We start from the raw sequence: 23,200 nt of genomic DNA, 5'->3' as shown, positions 1-23,200 counted from the left end.
CGCCCTCGCGGCCATCCGACCTCACACGCCGCCTTCACCGTGCCGCCACTGACCGGTCTCGAAGCTTCCCGTTATCGATTCGACCGCCGCTTTTCGAAGAAGGCGGTTATGCCCGCCTGCGCCTCTGTGGTCTCCCAGCTATCTGCAAGCTGGGAAATCACGCTCTCGATGATCTCTTCCGTGATGGGCGGCGCAAGAGACAGCGCAAGGGCCTTGGCGCGTGTCGCTGCCTCCGGTGAGGCCGCGATGAATTCCGCGATCTCGAGGTCGACAGCACGGTCGAGGTTCGCAGCGGGAACAACAGAGGCGACGAGACCGATGGATTTGGCATGGGCAGCATCGAAGGTTCGACCGGAGACGAAGAGGGATCGTGCCGCAGGGCTGCCGATCCGCGCTACGACGTAAGGGCTGATCGTTGCCGGTATCAACCCAAGCCGAACTTCCGTCAGGCCGAAGCGCGCCGCCTCCGAGGCAATCACTGTATCGCAGACGCTGATCAGCCCGATACCGCCGCCAAAGGCGCTCCCGTGGACGCAGCCAATGAGCGGCTTCGGAAGCTCGTTCAGGGCCTTGAACATCATCGCCAGCCGCCGCGCTTCGGCGATTCTCTCCGCCCGGCTCGCCTTGAACTGGGCTCTTATCCACTCCAGGTCACCGCCGGCACAGAAGCTCTTGCCCGCTCCAGCAAGCACGACGACTCGCACCCGTCCATCCGACCCGAGCGCGCTTGCGGCCTCCGTCAACTCGTCGATCATTTCGGCGGACATGGCATTGTGCTTGTCCTCACGGGTGAGGGTAAGCCGCGCAACGCCGCGTTCGTCGATCGAAATCATCAGCGTTTTCGGCATTATGCCTCGCTCCTTAGGCTCTGGGCAAAATCGGCGGCCTCTTCCAGCTTCTCGGGCGCGAGCCCGGTCCGATAGCCCTTGCGGGTAAGGAACTCAGCGACAGCCAAGGTATCGACATTGCCCTTTGCGCCCGGAGCATAGGGGCAACCGCCCAATCCGCCGACCGACGCGTCGAAAACCCGCAGCCCGTGCTTCAAGGAAACCCCGATATTGTCCAAGGCCCAGCCGTCGGTGTCGTGGAAGTGACCCGCAAGCATCGTCGCCGGCGCACAGGAGAGGACCGTTACCAGCATCTGATCGACCTCTTCCGGTCGTCCCTTGCCGATCGTGTCGCCGAGACTGATCTCGTAGCAGCCCAATGCATGCAGGCTCTCGACGACGCGCGCCGTCGCATCCGGCGAAATGGCGCCCTCATAGGGACATTCGACCACGCAGCTGACATAGCCACGCATTGGAACGCCACGTGCACGGCTTGCTTCGGCAACCGGCTTGAAGCGTTCGATACTCTCGGCGATGGAACAGTTGATATTCTGTTGCGAGAAGCTCTCCGAGGCGGACGCAAAGATCGCGACTTCGTCCGCGCCCGCGGCCATTGCAGCCTCAAACCCCTTCATATTCGGGGTCAAAACGGCATAGCGGACCCCCGGCCTGCGCTTGATGCCGGCCATCACTTCGGCGGCGTCAGCAAGTTGCGGCACCCACTTCGGGCTGACAAAGCTCGTCGCCTCGATCCGCTCGAAACCACATTCCGAGATCATGTCGATGAGGGCGATCTTCGTCGCCGTCGGGATCAGGTTCTTCTCGTTCTGGAGGCCATCGCGCGGTGCCATCTCGACGATCGAGACGTCCCGGGGCAGCAATGACGATTCTCCGGGCTGCATCACGTCTCCTCTACCCGCAGCGTCAGAAGTACGGCGCCTTCGTCGACTTGCTGCCCTTCGCTCACCTCGACGGCTTCCACCGTCCCATCGCGGGCTGCGACAAGCGTCAGCTCCATCTTCATGGCTTCCATGACGACAAGCGCATCACCCTTGGCGACCTCCGCCCCCGAACTCGTCCGCACGATCTTCACAAAGCCCGGCATCGGCGCGATCAGTCTGTTGCCATCAGCAACATCCGTGGCACTGAAATCGAGCGGGTTACCGAGATGGAACACATGCGTTCGGTGGTCGACGCTGACGACCAGGTGATGCGCCGCCATACTGGCCTTGACCTGCACCTGCCGGGCATCGACCTCCACCCGGCAACCATCGTCCTGCCGGCTGACGATCTTCACGGGAATGACCCGCCGTCCATCATGCACGGCGAAGAAATCGAAACCCTTAGCCGCAATCCGTAGCGTTGAATGCCCTCCTTCATAGTTCAGAACGACGATGCGCTGCATCTCGCTCCAAAGCTGCCAATGTCCCAGCGTGAGCCAGGGATCGCCATCCGATGATCGCGCAAGCGTACCCAGTGACAACACGCCGGCAAGCGCGATCACCGTGTCCGCAGGCGGCTCAAGCGCGGTCAGAGATTGAAGATTGCGATCGATCAGCCCGGTATCCGGATGGCCAGCGACAAATTCGTCCTGCTCGCTCAATCTGGCGAGGAAGTCGAGATTGGTGGTGACACCGACGACATGCGAGCTCTGCAAGGCCCTGGTCAGTCGCAACAGGGCGACACTCCGGCTGGGCCCGTGTACGACCATCTTGGCGATCAGGGGATCGTAGTGAGCCGAGACGGTATCGCCCGGACGGATCCCGGCATCGATCCGCGCCGTAACCTCCGGAAAATCCAGATGCCTGATCGTCCCCGTCGCGGGCAGGAAGCCTTTGGCCGCATCCTCCGCGTAGATCCGGGCCTCGAAGGCCCAGCCATAGATCTCAAGCTCCGACTGCTTCTTCGGCAGCGGCTCGCCGAACGCCACACGCAATTGCCACTCGACGAGATCGACCCCGGCAATCGCTTCGGTAACGGCATGCTCGACCTGAAGGCGGGTATTCATCTCCATGAAATAGAAACGATCCGGCCAGAGGCCGTTCGAGACATCCGCGATGAACTCGACGGTGCCGGCACCACGATAGGAAATGGCACGCGCCGCGCGTACCGCGGCTTCACCCATGGCACGACGCATCTCCGGCGTCATTCCCGGCGCCGGCGCTTCTTCGATCACCTTCTGATGGCGGCGCTGGAGCGAACAATCACGTTCGAAAAGATGCACAACATTGCCGTGCCGATCGCCGAAGATCTGAACCTCGATATGGCGCGGGCGAATGAGGTAGCGCTCGATCAGAACGGCATCGTCGCCGAATGCGGCCTTCGCCTCTCGCCGCGCAGCAGCAAGTGCTTCGGGAAAATCCTCCTCGCTGTCGACGCGGCGCATGCCCTTGCCGCCGCCACCCGCGCGTGCCTTGATCAGCACGGGGTACCCGATCAGGGTCGCCTGATCGGCGAGAAACCCGTCGTCTTGTTCCTCGCCATGGTAGCCGGGAACGACCGGCACGCCCGACTGATCCATTAACGCCTTTGCGGCATCCTTCAATCCCATGGCACGAATGGACGACGGCTGCGGCCCAATGAAGACAATGCCGGCGGCCTCTACGGCTGCGGCGAAGTCTGCATTCTCCGAGAGAAACCCGTAACCAGGATGAATGGCTTCGGCGCCAGTTCGCTGCGCCGCAGAAAGGATCCGCTCGATCGAGAGGTAACTCTCCTGCGCGCTCGCGGGCCCCAGCCGAACCGCTTCGTCGGCCATCTCGACGTGCAGCGCCCCAACATCGGCATCCGAATAGACCGCCACCGTGGCGATCCCCATGCGCCTGGCGGTTCGGATCACCCGGCAAGCAATCTCGCCACGGTTTGCGATGAGAATTTTCTGGAACATCGCTACCTCACATCCGGAACAGGCCGAAGCGCGTCTCTTCAATCGGTGCATTCAGCGCCGCAGACAGCGAGAGACCGAGCACGTCGCGGCTCTTGGCCGGGTCGATCACCCCATCGTCCCATAGCCGCGCCGACGCGTAGAGCGGATGGCTTTGCCGTTCGAAAAGATCGAGCACCGGCTGCTTGAAACTGGTCTCCTCCTCCGGTGTCCATGGCGTGCCGGCACGGGAGAGCGCCTCGCCCCGCACAGTCGCAAGCACGCCGGCCGCCTGCTCTCCGCCCATGACCGAGATGCGGCTGTTCGGCCATGTCCAGAGAAAGCGCGGCGAGAAGGCGCGACCGGCCATCCCATAGTTGCCCGCACCGAAGGAACCGCCAACCAGCATCGTCACCTTTGGCACCCCGGTCGTTGCGACTGCGGTAACGAGCTTCGCACCATTCTTCGCGATGCCTTCGGTTTCGTATTTGCGGCCAACCATGAAGCCGGTGATGTTCTGCAGGAAGACGAGCGGTATCCTGCGCTGCGAGCAGAGCTCCACGAAATGGGCGCCCTTCAGGGCCGACTCGGAGAACAGCACGCCGTTGTTGGCGACAATGCCCACCGGGATACCATGGACATGTGCAAAGCCGCAGACCAGCGTCGTCCCGTAGCGCGCCTTGAATTCATCGAAACGCGAGCCGTCGACGATACGGGCGATAACTTCGCGCACGTCGTAGGGCACGCGCAGGTCGGCCGGGACGATCCCTGCGATTTCCGAGGGATCGAACAGTGGTGCCTCAACCGCCTGGCGCTCGACGCCACCCCCCTTGGATCGATTGAGATTGGCGACGGCGCGCCTCGCCAATGCCAGGGCATGCGCGTCATCTCGCGCAAGATGGTCTGCGACACCGGAGAGCCTTGTGTGCACATCGCCACCGCCAAGGTCCTCGGCCGAAACGACTTCGCCGGTTGCGGCCTTCACCAGCGGCGGGCCGGCGAGAAAGATCGTCCCCTGCCCCTCGACGATGATTGCCTCGTCGGACATGGCAGGCACGTAGGCACCACCTGCCGTACACGAGCCCATGACGACGGCGATCTGTGGAATTCCTGCCCCCGACATATTGGCCTGATTGTAGAATATCCGACCGAAATGATCGCGATCCGGAAAGACCTCGTCCTGATTCGGCAAGTTCGCGCCGCCCGAATCCACCAAGTAAATGCAGGGCAGATTGTTCTGGGCCGCGACTTCCTGCGCGCGCAGGTGCTTCTTTACCGTCATCGGAAAGTAGGTGCCGCCTTTGACGGTCGCGTCATTGCAGACGATCATGCAATCGCGGCCTGAAACGCGGCCGATGCCGGTTATCAGCCCAGCACCCGGCGCCTCATTGCCGTACATGCCGTGGGCTGCGGTCAATCCGATTTCGAGAAATGGCGTAGCCGGATCGAGCAGGGCGGCGATCCGATCCCGTGGTAGCATCTTGCCGCGGGCAACGTGACGCTCGCGCGCTGCAAGTCCGCCCCCATTCGCCGCACTCAAGGCTGCGTCCTCGATGGCACGGATAGCTTCGGCCATCGCCGCGCGATTTGTCCTGAAGCTCTCCGAATTCGTCGAAATCTGCGACTTCAAAACCGTCATTGTTCACCAGGATGGTTGTCGGATGAAACGTTCGGATCAGGCCGTTTCGGAAAAGAGCTCGCGGCCAATCAGCATGCGTCTGATCTCAGAGGTTCCGGCACCGATCTCGTAGAGCTTGGCGTCACGCAGCAACCGGCCGGCGGGATAATCGTTCGTGTAGCCATTCCCCCCGAGCGCCTGGATTGTCTCAAGCGCCAACAGCGTCGCCTTCTCGGCGGCATAAAGAATGCAGCCGGCAGCATCCTTGCGCGTCGTCTCGCCGCGATCGCAGGCCGCCGCAACCGCGTAGACATAGGCGCGCGCCGTGTTCATGGTCACGTACATATCGGCGAGTTTTCCCTGCATCAGCTGGAATTCGCCGATCGCCTGGCCGAACTGCTTTCTTTCGTGAAGATAGGGCACGACGACATCCATGCAGGCGGCCATGATGCCGATCGGTCCAGCGGAGAGGACGACACGTTCATAGTCGAGCCCCGACATCAGAACGCGCGCACCACCGCCGAGTGTGCCCAGCACATTTGCCGCGGGAACCTCGCAGTCCTCGAAGATCAATTCGCAGGTGTTGGAGCCGCGCATGCCAAGCTTGTCGAGCTTCGGGCCAGTTGAAAAGCCCTTGAAGCCTTTCTCGACGAGGAAAGCCGTGATGCCACGCGGACCCGCATCAGGGTCTGTCTTCGCGTAAACCACCAGGACATCGGCATCCGGGCCGTTGGTGATCCACATCTTGTTGCCGTTGAGGAGGTAGCTGTCGCCTCGCTTCTTCGCCCGAAGCTTCATCGAAACGACGTCGGATCCGGCGCCCGGCTCGGACATGGCGAGTGCGCCAACATGTTCGCCGGAGATGAGCTTCGGCAAATAACGCGACTTCTGCTCGTCCGTTCCATTGCGGCTGATCTGATTGACGCAAAGGTTGGAATGGGCGCCATAGCTGAGGCCGACGGAGGCGGAAGCGCGGCTGATTTCCTCCATCGCGACGCAATGGGCCAAGTATCCCAAGCCGGCGCCGCCATAGGCCTCCTCGGCCGTGATCCCGAGCAGTCCCATCTCACCCATCTCGCGCCAGAGTGGCGTTGGAAAACTGTTGCTGCTGTCCGTCTCGGCAGCGAGCGGTGCAATGCGCTCCGTCGCGAAACGTCGAACGCTGTCGCGGAGCGCCTCGATCTCGTCCGCCAGACCAAATCTCAAACCACCGGAATACATGCCTTCCCTCCCAAGTCCGGCGCGCGACTACAACAGCGTCCGGTATGCGTGTGCCGTCATTCTCCCGTCATTGTTCTTCACGCGCGTATCTTGTCGGCAGCTCCTCCACTGCCGGTCGGCCTGATAAATCTCGTTGAAGAACGCGAAAATGGCAAGCATTTCCGGTCGGCCAGACGTTTCTGACCGCCAGATTGCCCCAGCGACTATTCGATCGATCTTCCGCCGGCATCCGCCCTTCCTCCCGAGATAGGCGACGCACGGGATCTTTAGAGATCCGCGTGAGAATAAAGGGATGCTAGCACCGGGCGCGCGGAATTTCTGAACCAAGACGGTTCATCCTGCGCAAAATATGGAAAGAATTCGCCGCCGGGACGACGCGTTCAACCGCTCAGGGCCGTCCGACAAAATCGACGGCCCAAGTGGCGATATGAGCCACCTATGACGCTAGCGCTTTATGGCGCGGCCACTGCGGCTTTCGGCGATTGCCCGCACTTGATGACGGCGAACCAGCTCGGCCTGTACCTCGGCCTGAAACGTCATGACCTGTTCGCGGACCTTAGCTTCGGAGCAGCCAAGCGACGTCAGCTCATCAGCCAGCCGGCGGCATTCTGTCTTCCAGAAGCGTACTGCATCCTCGCCGTGGCGACGGTCCAGTTCGGTCGCGCACCGTTCAATGTCTCCGGCGCGTGAAGCGACCGGGAAAAGTACGATCTCGCTTGTCGTCATTGCTTGCAGATTCTTGTTTGACTGTACTGACATCGACTCATTCCGTTGCGTCCGACTCATTCCTAGCTGACCATGGTTAACGCTTTCCTCTTCGCCCCCCACAAACGCGGCGTTCAATTCATCGCGGCGGTCAAAACGGGCATCGACACGGTCTCCGCCACAAGCAGGACTTCCGAACCATCGGAAATGCCGCTAGGCTTCTGCAGGCTGCTTTATTGATGCAGCGAGGGGGCTGAAATCAGTGAGACGTGTAGTTGCGAAGCCTGTTGCGGCGGCAATCGTGGTGTTCGCGCGCGCCATTACCGCGGTTCGCGCTATCTGGCCGAATGACGGCATTCCCCAGGGCCAGTGTGTTTACTTCGCCAATCACTCCAGCCATGGCGATTTCATCCTGGTCTGGGCCGTCCTTCCGCCGAGCTTGAGACGGCAGACACGCCCCGTCGCTGGCGCGGAATATTGGCTGAAGTCATCGATCAACCGCTTCATCGGCTGCAACGTCTTCGACGCAGTTCTTATCGAGCGGGACCGCGACAAGCGCACACGCGATCCGATTGAAGTCATGGCCGAAGTGCTCGATTCCGGAGCGTCGCTGATCCTCTTTCCCGAAGGAACGCGCAACCAGACGGATGCGCCGCTGCTGCCGTTCAAGAGCGGACTGTTCCATCTCGCCTCGACCCGGCCGGACATTCAGCTTGTGCCGGTATGGATCAACAATCTCAATCGGGTCATGCCAAAAGGCGAGATCGTCCCGATCCCCTTCATCTGCACCGTGACCTTCGGCAACGCCATTCGGATCGACGCCGGCGAGACCAAGGAAACCTTCCTCGACAGGGCGCGGACGGCGCTGCTTGATCTGTCACCAAAACACCTGGGCGGTAAAGAATGAACGCAGCGAACGCCGACCTGTGGACACTCGTCCTTGGCATCTTCACGCTCCTGATTGTTTCGTCGACCATCGGCTACCTGCTGCAGCGGCGACTGCCGGCCGGCCAGTCGAATGCCGCGATCGAGAACCTGAACGCACGCATCAAGGCGTGGTGGATCATGGCCATCCTGATCGGCCTTGCCTTTCTTGCCGGTCGGATCGGCGTGCTGCTGCTGTTTGGCTTCTGCTCTTTCGCAGCACTACGCGAGTTCATTACGCTGACCGACACCAAACGCGCCGATCACTGGGCGCTCGCAGCCGCCTTCTTCGTCGTCCTGCCGCTGCAGTATTGGCTGTTGTGGGAGAGGCAATACGGCATCTTCTCGATCTTCATTCCGGTCTACGCGTTCCTCTTGATGCCGATCATCTCCGTACTGCGCGGCGATACCGAGCGTTTCCTGATACGCATTGCCGAAGTCCAATGGGCGCTGATGATTTGCGTATTCTGCGCCTCCCACGTTCCGGCGCTGCTGACGCTGACGATCCCCGGCTACGAAGGCCGCAACGTTCTGCTGATCGCTTTCCTGGTGATCATCGTGCAGCTCAGCGACGTGCTCCAATATGTCTGGGGCAAGCTGTTCGGTCGAACAAAAATCGCACCAAGCCTGTCGCCTTCAAAGACCGTGGAAGGCTTTGTCGGGGGCGTCTTGAGCGCGACGTTGATCGGTGCCGCCCTATGGTGGATCACACCTTTCACGCCGCTCCAGGCCGGGGTCATGGCTTTCGCTATCACCATGATGGGCTTTTTCGGCGGCCTCGTCATGTCGGCGATCAAGCGAGATCGCGGCGTCAAGGACTGGGGTCACCTGATCGAAGGCCACGGCGGACTGATTGATCGGCTCGATTCCGTCGTCTTTTCCGCGCCGATCTTCTTTCACATTGTCCGCTACTGGTGGTCGATCACATGATGACGCCGGTCCGTCGGCTGGCCCAGAGCAGTGCGATGCATGTGCTTTTCGCATTTGTAGCTATGGGCGGCTGGGCGGTCTTCGCCAACAGCAGCCACCTGCTGCAGCGAGCCCTATTTGCCGGCCTTGTGCAGGGCGCACTCTCGGCCGGCCTCACCTTCTTTCTCAAGACGGTTATCGAGCGGCTCGCAAAACAGTTCAAAGGGCGCGCCGGTCTCTGGGCACCGCCGCTGATCGCATGTCTGGCATCGACTGCCGTGCTGATCTCGATCCATGCGTTGAGCGGCACCCCGGAAATCCTGAAAACCATAGCGGTGCCGCTAACCGTCTCGACGACCTACGCGGCAGTCTACAATTACTTTGTCTACCAACAGAGGATCGTGGCATGACGGAAACGGGCGATCGCCGGCCGCTGGCAAGCAGAGACACGCAATGGGCAAAGCGCATTGCGAAATGGCTGGCGACACGGTCGGTCACGCCGAACCAAATCTCTCAGGCAAGCATGATCGCCGCGGCATTGGCCGGCGGCGCGTTCTTCCTTGCGGGACGGGACGACGGGTGGACAAGACCGCTCCTCTTCGTTCTCGCGGCCGCGTTCTGCCAATTGCGGCTGTTGTGCAATCTCTTCGACGGTATGGTTGCCGTTGAGGGCGGCAAGGGCGCAGCGGACGGCCCCTTCTGGAACGAATTCCCCGACCGCGTCGCCGACATCCTGATCCTGGCCGGTGTTGGGTATGGCATCGGATCGCCCGGCCTTGGCTGGGCGGCGGCATCGTTTGCCGTATTGACGGCCTATGTTCGCGAGCTCGGTCGAGCAACCGGGACACCGAGCGACTTCTCCGGCCCGATGGCAAAACAACACCGAATGGCGACAATCACGGCTGCGGCAATCCTCTCGATCCTCGAACCGCTTTGGAGCGGGCACAATCAGGTTCTACTCGCTGCCCTCTGGCTGATTACGATCGGTGCTGCCTTCACGGCGCTGCGACGGGGCAGAAACGTCGTTCGGAATCTGAAAGGTGGCCACGAGGGCAATTGACGCGCTTCACTCAATCCTCGTCAGGCGTACCGAAAAGCTCGAAAGTGCGCTTTGCAGTCGAGCGCACCAGCAATACAACAACCGCGCCGCTTCTTCTTTTCCCCGAAGCGGCCTTGGACTAGCCTCGCTTCGGCGAGGCATTTTTCTTCCATCGGCATTTATAAGATTTTTATATCCGCGGCCCGCCGCCGATCTCGAACGCTTATGCGGTTCGACCGCATATTAATGTCCGAGAGATCCAAGGATCATCTCCAGCCAGAAAGCATAAAAGGTGCCATCCTGAGGATGGCGCCCTTTGTCTTGTCTGACTCCAGAAGAACAACAGGAGTCACGATCGATGATGGACATAGTTCTACTCGCCACAGCAATCGTATTTTTCGCCCTCTGCTTTGCTTACACCAAAGCCTGCGACCGACTTTAACCGGAGAAGCGCCATGACACTCGACTATATTCTCAGTGGTGCCGTCACCGTGTTCCTCACGGTTTACCTCACCTACGCTCTCATTCGCCCCGAACGCTTCTAGCATCGCGCCTCCTCCCAAGGCGCGACCGGCGAAACAAATCGGGTATTGAAAGTTTCCTCCCATGACCCTCAACGGATGGCTTCAGATCCTACTTTACTGCGGGATCATCATTGTGCTCGTCAAACCGCTCGGCGGTTACATGACACGCGTCTTCAATGGCGAACGCACGTTTCTCTCACCCGTCCTCGTTCCGATTGAACGGGGACTTTATGCGCTTGCAGGCACCAGCGAACGCGACGAACAGCACTGGACTTCATACGCGTTCGCCATGCTGATGTTCAACCTGCTCGGCTTCATCGTCCTCTACGCGTTGCTGCGTATGCAGGACATCTTGCCCCTGAACCCGGCCGGAATGGCTGCGGTTGGCCCCGAACTCTCTTTCAACACCGCCACAAGCTTCGTCGCCAACACCAACTGGCAGAACTACGGCGGCGAAAGCACGATGTCCTATCTCACGCAGATGGCTGGCCTCACCGTGCAGAACTTCGTATCTGGCGCGACCGGCATGGCAATCGCCATCGGCCTGATCCGCGCCTTTTCGCGCGCATCCGGTAAGGCGGTCGGCAATTTCTGGGTCGATATGACCCGTGCGACGCTCTACATTCTCCTGCCGATCTGCATCGTGCTGACGCTGGTCTATGTCTACCTCGGCGTGCCGCAGACGCTCGGCCCTTATGTCGACGCGACGACGCTCGAAGGCGCCAAGCAGACGATTGCTCTTGGACCGGTGGCCTCGCAGCTTGCCATCAAGATGCTCGGAACCAACGGCGGCGGCTTCTTCAACGCCAACTCCGCGCACCCCTTCGAAAACCCCGACGCGATTTCCAACCTCCTCCAGATGGTCTCGATCTTCGCAATCGGTGCTGCCTTCACCAATGTCTTTGGACGCATGGTGGGCAACCAGCGCCAGGGCTGGGCAATCCTCGCCACCATGGGCGTACTCTTCATTGTCGGCGTCGGCGTCACCTACTGGGCGGAAGCCGCAGGCAATCCGCTGATGCACGCCTTCGGCCTGCAGGGCGGCAACATGGAAGGCAAGGAAGTGCGCTTCGGCGTCACGTTGTCCTCACTCTTTGCGGTCATAACAACCGCTGCCTCCTGCGGTGCGGTTAACGCAATGCATGGCAGCTTCACGGCACTCGGCGGCTTGATCCCTCTCATCAACATGCAGCTTGGCGAAGTCATCGTCGGCGGTGTTGGCGCGGGCTTCTACGGCATCATGCTTTTCGTGATCATCGCAATCTTTGTCGCAGGGTTGATGGTCGGCCGCACGCCTGAGTACCTTGGCAAGAAGATCGAAGCCAAGGAGATGAAGATGGCCGTGCTTGCCATTCTTTGCCTGCCGCTTGCGATGCTCGTGTTTACTGCGATCGCCAGCGTGCTGCCCTCCGCCGTCGCCTCGATCGGCACGGCAGGACCACATGGCTTCTCCGAGATCCTTTATGCCTACACGTCCGCTGCGGCGAACAACGGCTCGGCTTTCGGTGGCCTGACCGGCAACACACCCTGGTACAACATCACGCTCGGCCTCGGCATGCTGATGGGACGCTTTCTGGTGATCGTCCCGGCGCTCGCAATCGCAGGCTCCCTAGTCGCCAAGAAGACCGTCCCCGCCTCGGCAGGCACGTTCCCGACCGATGGCCTGCTCTTCGTAGGCCTCCTGACGGGCACGATCCTGATTGTCGGCGGACTGACCTTCTTCCCGGCCCTGGCGCTTGGCCCGGTCGTCGAGCACCTGGTCACGATCGCCGGCCAGACCTTTTGAGGTGAAGCAATGATCCTTCGTCACAAGCTTCGCAAATCCTTCAACGCACGTCCCGGTTCGCCGGGACGTGATAGCCAGCGGATGACCCGCGCCTCCGACATCATTCTAGTGATGCTCGCCGGCCTCCTCGTCATCGCCGCGGTACTTCGGATCCTACACGGCTGATCGCAACACGGTCGCCTTACTCTTTTCAAGCTGGAGTCTCTTATGAGCCAGGCAAAATCAGCGAGCATCATGGATTCTCGCATTCTCATTCCGGCCGTGGGCGCCGCCTTCAAGAAGCTGAACCCGCGCACCCTTGCCAAGAACCCCGTCATGTTCGTCGTAGCAACGGTTTCGGCGCTGACCACGATCCTGTTCGTCCGTGATCTCGTCACGGGCGGCGGAAATCTTGGCTTTTCCTTCCAGATCAACCTTTGGCTCTGGTTCACCGTGCTTTTTGCCAACTTCGCCGAAGCCGTTGCCGAAGGCCGCGGCAAGGCGCAGGCGGACTCGCTACGCAAGGCTCGCACCGAAACCCAGGCAAAACTGCTGACGGCCAACAACGGCACCGGCTACCGCCTCGTTCCGGGCACGAGCCTGAAGGTCGGCGATCTTGTCCTCGTCGAGGCTGGCGACATCATTCCCTCGGACGGTGAAGTCATCGAGGGCGTCGCATCTGTCAACGAGGCCGCGATAACAGGCGAGTCCGCCCCTGTCATCCGCGAGTCCGGCGGCGACCGTTCGGCCGTTACCGGCGGTACGCAGGTTTTGTCCGATTGGATTCGCGTTCGTATCAGCGCGGCCGCGGGGCACACCTTCCTCGACCGCATGATCTCGCTCGTCGAAGGTGCCGAACGTCAGAAGACCCCGAACGAGATCGCCCTCAACATCCTGCTTGCCGGCATGACGCTGATCTTCGTTCTGGCCACCGCGACCATCCCCAGCTTTGCAAGCTATGCCGGCGGCTCGATCCCGATCATCATCCTCGTCGCGCTCTTCGTGACGCTGATTCCGACGACCATCGGCGCGCTTCTCTCGGCGATCGGCATCGCCGGCATGGACCGTCTGGTACGCTTCAACGTGCTGGCCATGTCCGGTCGCGCCGTGGAGGCAGCCGGCGACGTCGACACGCTGCTCCTCGACAAGACCGGCACGATCACGCTTGGCAACCGCCAAGCCACGTCCTTCCGCCCCGTTCACGGCATCTCCGAACAGGACCTTGCCGATGCCGCGCAACTGGCATCGCTCGCCGACGAAACACCGGAAGGCCGCTCGATCGTCGTGCTCGCCAAGGAGAAATACGGCATCCGTGGCCGCGACATGGCCAGCCTGAAGGCCGCCTTCGTGCCCTTCACCGCGCAGACGCGCATGAGCGGCGTGGATGTCGATGGCTCTTCGATCCGTAAGGGGGCCGTCGATGCCGTACTCGCCTATGTTGGCGCCGCATCGGCACCGGCTTCAGGCAACGCAGCGATCGCCATCCGCACCAACACCGAGACCGTGCGGGAACTGCAGGCAATTGCCGACGAAATCGCCAAGGCAGGCGGCACGCCGCTGGCAGTCGCCCGTGACGGCAAGCTGCTCGGCATCATCCAGCTCAAGGACATCGTCAAGGGCGGTATCCGCGAGCGCTTCGCCGAACTGCGCCGGATGGGTATCCGCACGGTCATGATAACAGGCGATAACCCGATGACGGCAGCAGCAATCGCCGCCGAAGCCGGCGTGGACGATTTCCTGGCGCAGGCGACACCGGAGAACAAGCTCTCGCTGATCCGCGAGGAGCAGGCCAAAGGCAAGCTCGTCGCCATGTGCGGCGACGGCACGAACGACGCCCCTGCCCTCGCCCAGGCCGACGTCGGCGTGGCCATGAACACCGGCACGGTCGCCGCCCGCGAAGCCGGCAACATGGTCGACCTCGACAGCGATCCGACGAAACTCATCGAGATCGTCGAGATCGGCAAGCAGCTGCTGATGACCCGCGGCGCGCTGACGACCTTCTCGATCGCCAATGACATCGCCAAGTACTTCGCCATCATCCCGGCAATGTTCCTGGCCTTCTATCCGCAACTCGGCGTCCTCAACGTCATGGGGCTAGCGACCCCGCAGAGCGCGATCCTGTCGGCCATCATCTTCAACGCATTGATCATCGTGGCGCTGATCCCGCTCTCGCTCAAAGGCGTCAAATACCGCGCAATCGGCGCCGGCGCGCTCTTGTCCCGCAATCTGCTGATCTACGGTGTCGGCGGCATCATCGTCCCGTTCATCGGCATCAAGGCGATCGACATGGTCATCACGGCCATCGGTCTCGCCTAAGGAGTTGACATCATGTTGAAAGAACTTCGTCCGGCAATCGTTATGATCGTTGCCACCACCGCCATCACCGGGCTGCTCTATCCGCTCGCAATGACGGGCGCTGCACAGGCACTCTTCCCGGCGCAAGCCAATGGCAGCCTGATCGAGAAGGACGGCCACGTGATCGGCTCGACCCTGATCGGCCAGGCCTTCACCGGCGATAAGTACTTCCGCGGCCGTCCCTCGGCAGCAGGCGACGGCTACAATGCCGCCAGCTCCAGCGGTTCGAACCTCGGCCCAACCAGCCAGAAGCTCATCGATCGCGTGAAGACTGATTACGAAGCAGCCAAGGCGACCAACCCGAATGTGGAGGTGCCGATCGACCTCGTGACGGCTTCCGGCAGCGGCCTTGATCCGCACATCTCACCCGAAGCCGCCTACTTCCAGATACCGCGCGTCGCCAAGGCGCGCGGCATGGATGAGGCAAAGCTCAAGACGATTGTCGATGCCGCCGTCAATCACCCCGAACTTGGGTTCCTCGGTGAACGCACGGTCAATGTTCTGGCATTGAATCAGTCTCTTGATGCTTCTATCTCTCAGTAAAATTGAAGGCCCCGGGCGCCTGCGCGCACCGGGGCTTGCTCGTCAGAAAGATTGACCCGCATGCCGGAAGACAACCGCGACAAGGTTGGAAGGCCGTCGCCCGACGCGCTGCTAGAGAAAGCGCGCCAGGAGACACGTGGCCGTCTGAAGATCTTCCTGGGCGCCGCGCCCGGCGTCGGCAAGACCTACGAGATGCTGGAATCGGGCCGTGCCAAGATGTCCGATGGCGTTGACGTGGTGATCGGCATCGTCGAGACCCACGGGCGCAAGGAAACGCAAGCGCTCGTCAATGGCTTCGAAGTCATTCCGCGCGTCAAGATCGACTACAAGGGCCGCCCGCTCGAGGAGATGGATATTGACGCTATCCTCGCCCGCCAACCGCGCCTCGTCCTCGTCGACGAACTTGCCCATACGAACGCCGAGGGCAGCCGCCATCCGAAGCGCTATCTCGACGTGAAGGAGCTGCTTGACCGCGGCATAGACGTCTATTCGACATTGAACATCCAGCACGTCGAGAGCCTGAACGATGTCGTTTCGCAGATTACCCGCATCCGAGTGCGAGAGACCGTCCCGGATTCGATCATCGATATGGCCGATGACGTCGAGATCATCGATCTGACGCCGGATGATCTGATCAAGCGGCTGCACGACGGAAAGGTCTATGTTCCGAAGACTGCCGAACGGGCTCTGACCAATTATTTTACGCCCGGAAACCTGACTGCGCTGCGCGAACTGGCATTGCGCAAAACCGCGCAGCGTGTCGACGACCAACTCCTGACCCACATGCAGGCACATGCCATCGCTGGTCCCTGGGCCGCGGGCGAAAGGGTTCTTGTATCGGTTGATCAGCATCCGCGCTCGGCCTCGCTGGTCCGCTATGCCTCGCGAATGGCCTCGCGACTGCGGGCACCGTGGGCGGCCGTCTATGTCGAGACCGGTCGTTCCATCAATCTGACTGAAACCGACCGTGACACAATTGCGGCCACACTTCGATTGGCCGAACAGCTCGGCGGTGAGGCGATCACCATTCCCGGCCGTGAGGTCTCCGAAGAGCTGGTCCGCCACGCCGCTGCCAACAACGTTACCCACATCGTCATCGGCGCCCCCAACAAGCCGACCTGGCGTGACTGGCTTCACCGCTCCATAGCCGACGATCTGATCCGGACGTCAGGCAATATCAGCGTCCATGTGATTTCCGGCAGCGAGACGGTGGGAACATCCGCGCGCGGCGTCGGAGCCGCACCGTCCGTGCCCGACTTCAACATCCGGGCCTATCTCTCCGCGACAGCCTATGTGGTTGTCGCGCTCATCGCCGGCGTGGTGCTCGATCAGGTTCTTGATGTCCGCAACCTTGCCCTCGTGTTCTTGATGGCGGTGCTAACCTCGGCGGTCATCCACGGGCTGCGCCCAGCGCTCTATACCTGCATCATCAGCGCGCTGTCCTTTAACTTCTTCTTCCTGCCGCCCCGCTACACGCTGACGATCAGCGATCCGGAGAGCGTGCTTGCGTTGTTCTTCTTCCTGGGCGTCGCTGTCATCGCGAGCAACCTGACGGCAACGGTCCAACGCCAGGCGGCTGCTGCCCGGCAGCGTGCCAGGACGACGGAAGACCTCTACCTCTTTTCCAAGAAATTGGCCGGCACCGGCACGCTCGACGACGTTCTCTGGGCCACCGCCTTTCAGCTGGCATCGATGCTCAAGGTCCGCGTCGTCCTTCTGCTGCCGGAAGAAGGCACCATCGCCGTCAAGGCCGGTTATCCGCCGGATGACACCCTCGATGAGGCAGATATTGCCGCCGCCCGCTGGGCGTGGGAGCACAATCACGCCGCAGGCCGTGGCGCCGATACCCTGCCTGGCGCCAAACGCCTCTACGTGCCGCTGCGAACCGGACGTGCCGCCGTTGGTGTGATCGGCTTGGACAATGACCGACGCGACGGCCCTCTGCTGACGCCCGAACAGCAACGCCTTCTCGACGCCTTGGCGGATCAGGCGGCGCTTGCGATAGAGCGCATTCAACTAGTAGCGGATGTTGACCGCGCCAAGCTGGCTGCCGAAGCCGATCGTCTGCGCTCTGCCCTCCTGACCTCGATCTCGCATGACCTGAAGACGCCGCTCGCGGCCATCCTTGGCGCTGCAGGCACTCTGCGGGACTACCGCGATTCCATGTCGGTTGAAGATCGTCTGGATCTGTTGTCGACCGTCGTCGACGAGTCGGAACGGCTCAACCGCTTTATTGCCAACCTGCTCGACATGACGAAGATCGAGTCCGGTGCGATGGAGCCGAACTATGCGCTTCACTACCCGGGCGACATTGCCGGAAGCGCGCTGCGCCGCGCCGAGAAAATTCTTGCGCACCACAAGACCGTCATGACGATTCCTGCAGACCTGCCGATGATCCGCGTCGATCCGGTATTGTTCGAACAGGTGCTTTTCAATTTACTCGACAATGCTGCCAAGTATGCGCCGCAGGGGTCGTCAATCCGTATCGATGGGCGGGCGGACGAATACAATGTTGTGGTTGAGGTTTCAGACGAGGGACCCGGCATTCCGCCGGCGGATGTGGACCGCGTCTTCGACACATTCTATCGAGTAAGCAAAGGGGACCAGGTTCGCGCCGGGACGGGCCTCGGCCTGTCCATCTGTCGCGGTTTTGTCGAGGCGATGGGCGGTGCGATCACTGCCCGAAATCGCTCCGATCGTTCGGGTGCTGTCTTCACCATCCGTCTTCCGAAGCCAAACGAGATTCCTAAATTGGATGAGCTAAAATGACCGGTTCAGCCGTAAAAATCCTCGTCGTTGACGACGAGCCCCCGATCCGCAAGCTGCTTCGCGTTGGTCTCACGGCGCAAGGCTACGAGGTGCACGAAGCGCCAAACGGCGTGGCGGCGCTGCAGGCAGCGAAGGATGATCCGCCGGATCTGATCGTGCTCGACCTTGGCCTGCCGGACAAGTCGGGCCATGAACTGCTGCAGGAATGGAGAGACGCAGGCCTTGCCTTGCCGATCGTGATCCTTTCCAGCCGGACCGATGAAACCGGAATCGTCAAGGCACTGGAAGCGGGCGCCGATGACTATCTGACGAAACCGTTCGGCATGAACGAGCTCGGTGCCCGGCTTCGTGTCGCCTTGCGTCATCGCTTGCAGCAGCAGGGTGAACGAGCGATCTTTCAGGCTGGCGGCCTGTCGATCGACCTCGTCAAGCGCATTGTCAAGATCGACGGCAGGGAAATCAAGCTCTCGCCGAAGGAATACGACATTCTGCGGGTCCTCGCCCAGCATGCGGGAAAGGTCCTCACCCACCAGTTTCTGTTGAAGCAGATCTGGGGGCCCGCTGCCGACGTACAATACCTGCGTGTCTACGTGCGACAGCTGCGCCAAAAGATCGAGCAGAGCCCGGACCAGCCCCAATACATCACGACTGAAACCGGCGTCGGATACAGGCTCAAAGAAGCAGATCCGCCAGCAGCCTAAATCGGCCTATCGGTAAGCGCGCTCCGACAGTGCGCGCATGCCCAATCCGACCATTACTTCATGAGCGATGCGGCGGCGCATCGGATTGTGCAACCGGATCGCCGTCGAGCCGAGGAAATCCGTCTCTATGTGATCGAACGCCTTCAGCTCCGGTGAAGTCATGATCGAACGCGAATAGAATGCGTGGAAAGCGTTGCGGCAGACATAGGTCTTGTATTTCGTCAGGCAGAAAACCGAGAAGCGGCCGGCCTCTTCACGCAGGAAATCGGTCACCCCGACCGTGACCTCCGGCCAGGCGGGATTGAAGGTATCGTCGAAGACGATAATCCCATGCTCCGCAAGCGACCCGGCAGCAAGACGACTGTCGGCCGCGACGTGGTGCAGCATGTGGCCGCCGTCGATACTGAAAAAGCGGACCTTGCCGGCCCTTTCAATAATGTCCTCCGGCCTGAGCAGCGTGCTGTCGCTCTTGACGACGCGCTCTGCATCCACGGAAAGGCCCAGTTGGCGGCCACCCGCCACGAAACGGTCATATTGCGTCGCGCCGTGCTCGGGTTTCAGGATATCGAAGGGATCGATCGCCACGATCTTCTCGGCCTCTCCGCAGATCTTTCGCATCAGGAAGTAGGATCGGCCGTAGTAAACGCCGATCTCGGCCAAGCCACCTTGCAAGGATGCTGATTGCTGTGCCCGCAGAACAGCAAGAAATACCAGCGCGTCAGGCGGATCAATGTATCCCTCAATCGCCTGAAGATCATGGAAGATGAATTTTCTTATCGATGAATTCATTGAACTGTGCTTCCAGATTCATCAACAGAGGCACCGAAGAAGACAATTTCTCGCAGAAATCACGAAGAGAAGTCAATTCTATTTAAAATCACGCGAAAGCAGTATTTATAGATACGCTTGGTTGCAGGAATGATCAAAAGGAGTCTGCTGTTCTATTTAAAAATATTGTCGTGTCGAGCATTGCCGAACAGTCGATCGCGCCTGAAAAGCTTTGCGCGATCAATTTGCTAATGCCATCGTCGACAAAACGAGGCCAGCGTCCCTCCCCCGTTCGTTTCTTTCTTTTTCTTGCCATCGACCTGCCTTAAGTCTTCTCTTCATCCGAAACGAGAATTGAAGGTGGTGCATGGCAGGTGAAACGGTTCTGGTCGTTGGCGGCGCTGGGTATATTGGCTCGCACACGTGTCTCGATCTTGCGAACAAGGGCTTCAAACCGGTCGTTTTCGACAATTTCTCAAACGGTCACCGCGAGTTCGTAAAGTGGGGACCCGCGGAAGAAGGGGATATCAGGGATCGGGCGCGCCTTGACGAGGTCCTGGCAACACACAAGCCAGCCGCCATCCTGCACTTTGCCGCGCTCATCGAAGTCGGCGAATCGGTCAAGGATCCGGTTGCCTTCTACGAGAACAACGTCATCGGCACACTGACACTCCTAGCAGCTGCCCAGACGGCTGGCGTCAAGGCATTCGTCTTCTCGTCGACCTGCGCGACTTATGGCTTGCCGCAGAGCGTGCCGCTCGACGAGACGCATCGCCAGGTGCCGATCAATCCGTACGGTCGCACGAAGTACATCGTCGAGCAGGCGCTTTCCGACTACGACAAGTACACGGGCTTTCGATCGGTCGTGCTTCGCTATTTCAACGCTGCCGGGGCCGATTTCGAAGGCAGGATCGGCGAGTGGCACCAGCCGGAAACGCACGCCATACCGTTGGCGATCGACGCCGCCCTTGGCCGCCGCGAAGGCTTCAGGGTGTTCGGAACCGACTACGAGACGCGCGACGGCACCTGCGTCCGCGACTACATCCACGTCCTCGACCTCGCCGATGCCCATGTCCGTGCCGTCGAGCATCTGTTGCGCGGCGGCGAGTCGGTTGCTCTCAACCTCGGCACCGGCACCGGGACGACCGTGAAGGAGTTGCTCGACACCATCGAGCGCGTCTCCGAGCGGCCGTTTCCTGTGGAATATGTCGGCCGCCGCGAGGGCGACTCGCACACGCTGGTTGCCAACAACGACAAGGCGCGGGAGATTCTCGGCTGGACGCCGCAGTATGATTTGTCTCAAATCATCCGCTCGGCGTGGAACTGGCACGCAAAATCAAACCAGCACTGAATGCATCCATGACCGGTCGACCGAACATTCTCCTGATCACCGCGGACCAGTGGCGTGGCGATTGTCTGTCAGCGACCGGGCATGCCTGCCTCAGGACGCCGAACGTAGATGCGCTGGCGGCAGAAGGCGTGTTGTTTGCGCGCCACTACGCCGGCGCGGCTCCATGTTCGCCGGCACGAGCCACGCTCTACACTGGCCTCTATCAGATGAACCACCGGGTTTGCCGGAACGGCTCACCCCTCGATGCCCGATTTGACAATCTGGCGTTGGCGGCGCGGCGGGCGGGCTATGATCCGACGCTGTTCGGTTACACGGACACCGCACCCGACCCCCGCGGCCTGGATCAAAACGACCCGCATCTGACGACCTATGAGGGATTGTTGCCCGGTTTCACGGCCCGGCAACTCCTTCCCGAACATGAAAAGCAATGGCTCTCCTGGTTGCGCTCGCGGGGGCACGCTGAAGCGCATACCCGCGACATCCACATTCCTGTTGGCGCGCGGCGCGGCGAGATCTCGAACGCGGCAACAGCCTATTCGAAGGACGAGACGCAGACGGCGTTTCTCGCAGGAGAGTTTATCCGCTGGCTGGGCGAGCAAGATGCGCCGTGGTTCGCGCATGTTTCGTTCCTGCGTCCCCATCCGCCATTTTCGGCCCCGCCTCGATACAACGACCTGTTCAGCCCGGAGGACGGTCCGCATTTCGCCCGGGCGAAAAACCATGAAATAGAACAGAGCGCACATCCTTACCTGTCCTATGCCATGCCGAGGGCAAAGAAGGGTAACTTCATCTACGGCGCAGCGGGTCGCGTCAACGACTGGGAAGACAGCGACTTCGGCGCGATCCGCGCCATCTATTATGGCATGATTGCCGAGGTCGACGCGCAGCTCGGGCAAGTTTGGAGCGCATTGAAGGAAGCCAGGGCCTGGGATAACACGCTGATCATCTTCACCTCCGACCACGCCGAGATGGCGGGCGATCACTGGACGCTCGGCAAGGGCGGCTTCTTCGACGGCAGCTATCATATCCCGCTTGTCATCCGCGACCCGCAGGCCGCCACGCGGGGCAGCGTTGTCGAGCGGTTCACGTCCGCGGCAGACATCTTCCCGACATTGTGCGACCGCCTGAATATCGAGCCGGAGAATGGTGTGGACGGACAATCGCTCCTGCCGCTCATGCGGCGCGAGCCCGGAAATTGGCGCGAAGCAGCCTTCTGGGAATTTGACTTCCGCGATATCGCCACTCAGGAGCCGGAAACTCATTTCGGATTGCGGTCGAACGAATGCAATCTTGCCGTCATCAGGGATGAGCGCTTCAAATACGTGCATTTCACAGCATTGTCACCGCTGCTGTTCGATCTGCAGGCTGATCCGATGGAATTGAACAACCTCGCGTCAGACGAAGCCTATCTGCCGGTGCGGCTTGCCTATGCCGAGAAACTTCTCTCGCTGCGTGCCCGCCATCTGGATCAGACGCTAGCCTTCACCGAACTTACCGAGAAAGGGCCGGTGAAGCACCGGCCCTGAGCTTCGTCACGCGAAGCGACCGAGATAGTCCATCTTGCCGACCGGAACGCCCTGGTTGCGCAGGATCGCGTGAGCCGTCGCAATATGGAAGAAGAAGTTCGGCAGTGCGAAGGTCATGACATACTCGTCGCCGCGGAACGTGATCTTGTTGCCCCCTGGAGACAGAGTGATTTCGCGCGTTTCCGTTCCCTCGAGTGCAGCCGGCGTAACGGCCGCAAGGTAGGCTTCTGTCTTGGCAACACGCGCACGCAACTCGGCGATCGTCGCTTCGTTATCCTCGAATTTCGGCGCCTCGCTGGCGGTCAGTCGCGCAATCGCCAACTTGGCGCTGTCGGTCGCGCGCTGATACTGGCCTGCAAACGGCAGCATGTCCGAAGATAGCCGCGCCGCAACGAGATCCGCGCCATCGACGCCTTTTTCTTTGGCGAAGGCCTCGGCTTTGTCGAGATAGGTCTTCAACGTCTCAAGGCCACGTTGGAAGACCGGAACGGTTGATCGATACATCGAGATCGGCATCAGTTTCTCCTTGGAAGGGCAGCGAAACGGCTGCCGCTGGCGCGGCCAATATAGTCATCGACATCGCGCTTTTCAGTGCCTGGCAGCCGTTTTGGCGAGATTTTCGCCAAGCGCCGGCGGCCTCATCCTTCAATTGGACTTGACGCCTCCCATAGAAAATGGAATGAATATTCCGTGATACAAATTTCACGGTTCGTTTGTTCCGTTTCTTGACGGATGGCCAACGGGAGATGGCACGCAGCGAACAAGATACTGGCTTTTGGGCATGGCCCGAAG

21 protein-coding genes are annotated in these 23,200 nt (G+C 60.8%); 13 read left to right on the top strand and 8 right to left on the bottom strand.

Features of this window, described 5'->3' with window-relative positions:
- Window positions 1-71: 71 nt before the first annotated feature.
- From IB248_RS15990 to IB248_RS31775, 6 genes are all read right to left on the bottom strand, one after another.
- Window positions 72-848 (bottom strand): crotonase/enoyl-CoA hydratase family protein, encoded by a 777-nt coding sequence (locus IB248_RS15990; RefSeq protein WP_192241212.1) that lies wholly within the window; start codon window positions 846-848, stop codon window positions 72-74.
- Entirely contained in the window at window positions 848-1,729 is an 882-nt protein-coding gene (locus IB248_RS15985) for a hydroxymethylglutaryl-CoA lyase (protein WP_113162049.1), read from the bottom strand. The genes IB248_RS15990 and IB248_RS15985 overlap by 1 nt, the downstream gene beginning before the upstream one ends.
- Window positions 1,729-3,714: an acetyl/propionyl/methylcrotonyl-CoA carboxylase subunit alpha gene (locus IB248_RS15980; RefSeq protein WP_029792564.1), complete on the bottom strand. Its 1,986-nt coding sequence runs from the start codon at window positions 3,712-3,714 to the stop codon at window positions 1,729-1,731. The genes IB248_RS15985 and IB248_RS15980 overlap by 1 nt, the downstream gene beginning before the upstream one ends.
- Window positions 3,715-3,721: 7 nt before the next feature.
- Window positions 3,722-5,329 carry a carboxyl transferase domain-containing protein gene (locus IB248_RS15975; protein ID WP_018855968.1) on the bottom strand — a complete coding sequence of 536 codons (1,608 nt, stop codon included), beginning with the start codon at window positions 5,327-5,329 and terminating at the stop codon, window positions 3,722-3,724.
- 36 nt (window positions 5,330-5,365) lie between these two features.
- Complete coding sequence (locus IB248_RS15970; RefSeq protein ID WP_025657988.1) at window positions 5,366-6,529, bottom strand: isovaleryl-CoA dehydrogenase; 1,164 nt, start codon at window positions 6,527-6,529, stop codon at window positions 5,366-5,368.
- Window positions 6,530-6,973: 444 nt separating this feature from the next.
- Complete coding sequence (locus IB248_RS31775; protein ID WP_312867209.1) at window positions 6,974-7,255, bottom strand: DUF6074 family protein; 282 nt, start codon at window positions 7,253-7,255, stop codon at window positions 6,974-6,976.
- A gap of 241 nt (window positions 7,256-7,496) precedes the next feature.
- Here IB248_RS31775 and IB248_RS15960 point away from each other — a divergent pair, with 241 nt between their 5' ends.
- From IB248_RS15960 to IB248_RS15910, 11 genes are all read left to right on the top strand, one after another.
- Window positions 7,497-8,141, top strand: a complete 645-nt coding sequence (locus IB248_RS15960) for a lysophospholipid acyltransferase family protein (RefSeq protein ID WP_026371622.1) — start codon at window positions 7,497-7,499, stop codon at window positions 8,139-8,141.
- Window positions 8,138-9,088: a phosphatidate cytidylyltransferase gene (locus IB248_RS15955; RefSeq protein ID WP_192241211.1), complete on the top strand. Its 951-nt coding sequence runs from the start codon at window positions 8,138-8,140 to the stop codon at window positions 9,086-9,088. Before IB248_RS15960 ends, IB248_RS15955 begins: the two co-directional genes overlap by 4 nt.
- A complete protein-coding gene (locus IB248_RS15950; RefSeq protein WP_026371623.1) occupies window positions 9,085-9,477 on the top strand; it encodes a hypothetical protein in 393 nt (130 codons plus the stop codon). The genes IB248_RS15955 and IB248_RS15950 overlap by 4 nt, the downstream gene beginning before the upstream one ends.
- Window positions 9,474-10,127 (top strand): CDP-alcohol phosphatidyltransferase family protein, encoded by a 654-nt coding sequence (locus IB248_RS15945; protein ID WP_113469673.1) that lies wholly within the window; start codon window positions 9,474-9,476, stop codon window positions 10,125-10,127. The genes IB248_RS15950 and IB248_RS15945 overlap by 4 nt, the downstream gene beginning before the upstream one ends.
- A gap of 434 nt (window positions 10,128-10,561) precedes the next feature.
- Entirely contained in the window at window positions 10,562-10,651 is a 90-nt protein-coding gene (locus IB248_RS15940; protein ID WP_016556800.1) for a K(+)-transporting ATPase subunit F, read from the top strand.
- Window positions 10,652-10,712: 61 nt separating this feature from the next.
- Window positions 10,713-12,416 carry a potassium-transporting ATPase subunit KdpA gene (gene kdpA / locus IB248_RS15935; RefSeq protein WP_018855976.1) on the top strand — a complete coding sequence of 568 codons (1,704 nt, stop codon included), beginning with the start codon at window positions 10,713-10,715 and terminating at the stop codon, window positions 12,414-12,416.
- Between the two features lie 9 nt (window positions 12,417-12,425).
- Window positions 12,426-12,581 carry a hypothetical protein gene (locus IB248_RS15930; RefSeq protein WP_018855977.1) on the top strand — a complete coding sequence of 52 codons (156 nt, stop codon included), beginning with the start codon at window positions 12,426-12,428 and terminating at the stop codon, window positions 12,579-12,581.
- A 42-nt stretch (window positions 12,582-12,623) separates the two neighbouring features.
- A complete protein-coding gene (gene kdpB, locus IB248_RS15925) occupies window positions 12,624-14,711 on the top strand; it encodes a potassium-transporting ATPase subunit KdpB (RefSeq protein ID WP_192241210.1) in 2,088 nt (695 codons plus the stop codon).
- Between the two features lie 12 nt (window positions 14,712-14,723).
- Window positions 14,724-15,293: a potassium-transporting ATPase subunit KdpC gene (gene kdpC / locus IB248_RS15920; RefSeq protein WP_018855979.1), complete on the top strand. Its 570-nt coding sequence runs from the start codon at window positions 14,724-14,726 to the stop codon at window positions 15,291-15,293.
- 60 nt (window positions 15,294-15,353) lie between these two features.
- Window positions 15,354-18,062, top strand: coding sequence for a sensor histidine kinase KdpD (locus IB248_RS15915; RefSeq protein ID WP_018855980.1), 2,709 nt, complete (start codon window positions 15,354-15,356; stop codon window positions 18,060-18,062).
- The gene (locus IB248_RS15910; RefSeq protein WP_018855981.1) at window positions 18,059-18,763 is read left to right on the top strand and encodes a response regulator transcription factor; all 705 of its coding nucleotides are present in this window, start codon (window positions 18,059-18,061) and stop codon (window positions 18,761-18,763) included. The genes IB248_RS15915 and IB248_RS15910 overlap by 4 nt, the downstream gene beginning before the upstream one ends.
- 6 nt (window positions 18,764-18,769) lie before the next feature.
- Here IB248_RS15910 and IB248_RS15905 read toward each other — a convergent pair whose 3' ends face one another.
- Entirely contained in the window at window positions 18,770-19,552 is a 783-nt protein-coding gene (locus IB248_RS15905) for a class I SAM-dependent methyltransferase (RefSeq protein ID WP_018855982.1), read from the bottom strand.
- 346 nt (window positions 19,553-19,898) lie between these two features.
- Here IB248_RS15905 and galE point away from each other — a divergent pair, with 346 nt between their 5' ends.
- Window positions 19,899-20,882, top strand: coding sequence for a UDP-glucose 4-epimerase GalE (galE, locus tag IB248_RS15900; protein ID WP_113469672.1), 984 nt, complete (start codon window positions 19,899-19,901; stop codon window positions 20,880-20,882).
- Window positions 20,883-20,890: 8 nt separating this feature from the next.
- Window positions 20,891-22,408: an alkaline phosphatase family protein gene (locus IB248_RS15895; RefSeq protein ID WP_192241209.1), complete on the top strand. Its 1,518-nt coding sequence runs from the start codon at window positions 20,891-20,893 to the stop codon at window positions 22,406-22,408.
- Between the two features lie 6 nt (window positions 22,409-22,414).
- On the opposite strand, the gene IB248_RS15890 is transcribed toward IB248_RS15895, so the two are convergent.
- Entirely contained in the window at window positions 22,415-22,924 is a 510-nt protein-coding gene (locus tag IB248_RS15890; protein ID WP_192241208.1) for a DUF1993 domain-containing protein, read from the bottom strand.
- Between the last annotated feature and the right edge of the window lie 276 nt (window positions 22,925-23,200).

Source organism: Rhizobium sp. RHZ01, from assembly GCF_014851595.1.
In the GTDB taxonomy this organism is placed as follows: Bacteria; Pseudomonadota; Alphaproteobacteria; order Rhizobiales; family Rhizobiaceae; genus Rhizobium; species Rhizobium altiplani.
The sequence above is the reverse complement of the archived record's forward strand: the minus strand, read 5'-3'. Positions and strand labels throughout refer to the sequence as shown.

Coding starts and splice junctions, on each gene's coding strand:
- IB248_RS15985 (WP_113162049.1), bottom strand. CDS start 1,729: ATGCAGCCCGGAGAATCGTCATTGCTGCCCCGGGACGTCTCGATCGTC.
- IB248_RS15970 (WP_025657988.1), bottom strand. CDS start 6,529: ATGTATTCCGGTGGTTTGAGATTTGGTCTGGCGGACGAGATCGAGGCG.
- galE (WP_113469672.1), top strand. CDS start 19,899: ATGGCAGGTGAAACGGTTCTGGTCGTTGGCGGCGCTGGGTATATTGGC.
- IB248_RS31775 (WP_312867209.1), bottom strand. CDS start 7,255: ATGACGACAAGCGAGATCGTACTTTTCCCGGTCGCTTCACGCGCCGGA.
- kdpC (WP_018855979.1), top strand. CDS start 14,724: ATGTTGAAAGAACTTCGTCCGGCAATCGTTATGATCGTTGCCACCACC.
- IB248_RS15930 (WP_018855977.1), top strand. CDS start 12,426: ATGATCCTTCGTCACAAGCTTCGCAAATCCTTCAACGCACGTCCCGGT.
- IB248_RS15950 (WP_026371623.1), top strand. CDS start 9,085: ATGATGACGCCGGTCCGTCGGCTGGCCCAGAGCAGTGCGATGCATGTG.
- IB248_RS15980 (WP_029792564.1), bottom strand. CDS start 3,714: ATGTTCCAGAAAATTCTCATCGCAAACCGTGGCGAGATTGCTTGCCGG.
- IB248_RS15975 (WP_018855968.1), bottom strand. CDS start 5,329: ATGACGGTTTTGAAGTCGCAGATTTCGACGAATTCGGAGAGCTTCAGG.
- IB248_RS15940 (WP_016556800.1), top strand. CDS start 10,562: ATGACACTCGACTATATTCTCAGTGGTGCCGTCACCGTGTTCCTCACG.
- IB248_RS15955 (WP_192241211.1), top strand. CDS start 8,138: ATGAACGCAGCGAACGCCGACCTGTGGACACTCGTCCTTGGCATCTTC.
- IB248_RS15910 (WP_018855981.1), top strand. CDS start 18,059: ATGACCGGTTCAGCCGTAAAAATCCTCGTCGTTGACGACGAGCCCCCG.
- IB248_RS15905 (WP_018855982.1), bottom strand. CDS start 19,552: ATGAATTCATCGATAAGAAAATTCATCTTCCATGATCTTCAGGCGATT.
- kdpA (WP_018855976.1), top strand. CDS start 10,713: ATGACCCTCAACGGATGGCTTCAGATCCTACTTTACTGCGGGATCATC.
- IB248_RS15990 (WP_192241212.1), bottom strand. CDS start 848: ATGCCGAAAACGCTGATGATTTCGATCGACGAACGCGGCGTTGCGCGG.
- IB248_RS15890 (WP_192241208.1), bottom strand. CDS start 22,924: ATGCCGATCTCGATGTATCGATCAACCGTTCCGGTCTTCCAACGTGGC.
- kdpB (WP_192241210.1), top strand. CDS start 12,624: ATGAGCCAGGCAAAATCAGCGAGCATCATGGATTCTCGCATTCTCATT.
- IB248_RS15915 (WP_018855980.1), top strand. CDS start 15,354: ATGCCGGAAGACAACCGCGACAAGGTTGGAAGGCCGTCGCCCGACGCG.
- IB248_RS15945 (WP_113469673.1), top strand. CDS start 9,474: ATGACGGAAACGGGCGATCGCCGGCCGCTGGCAAGCAGAGACACGCAA.
- IB248_RS15895 (WP_192241209.1), top strand. CDS start 20,891: ATGACCGGTCGACCGAACATTCTCCTGATCACCGCGGACCAGTGGCGT.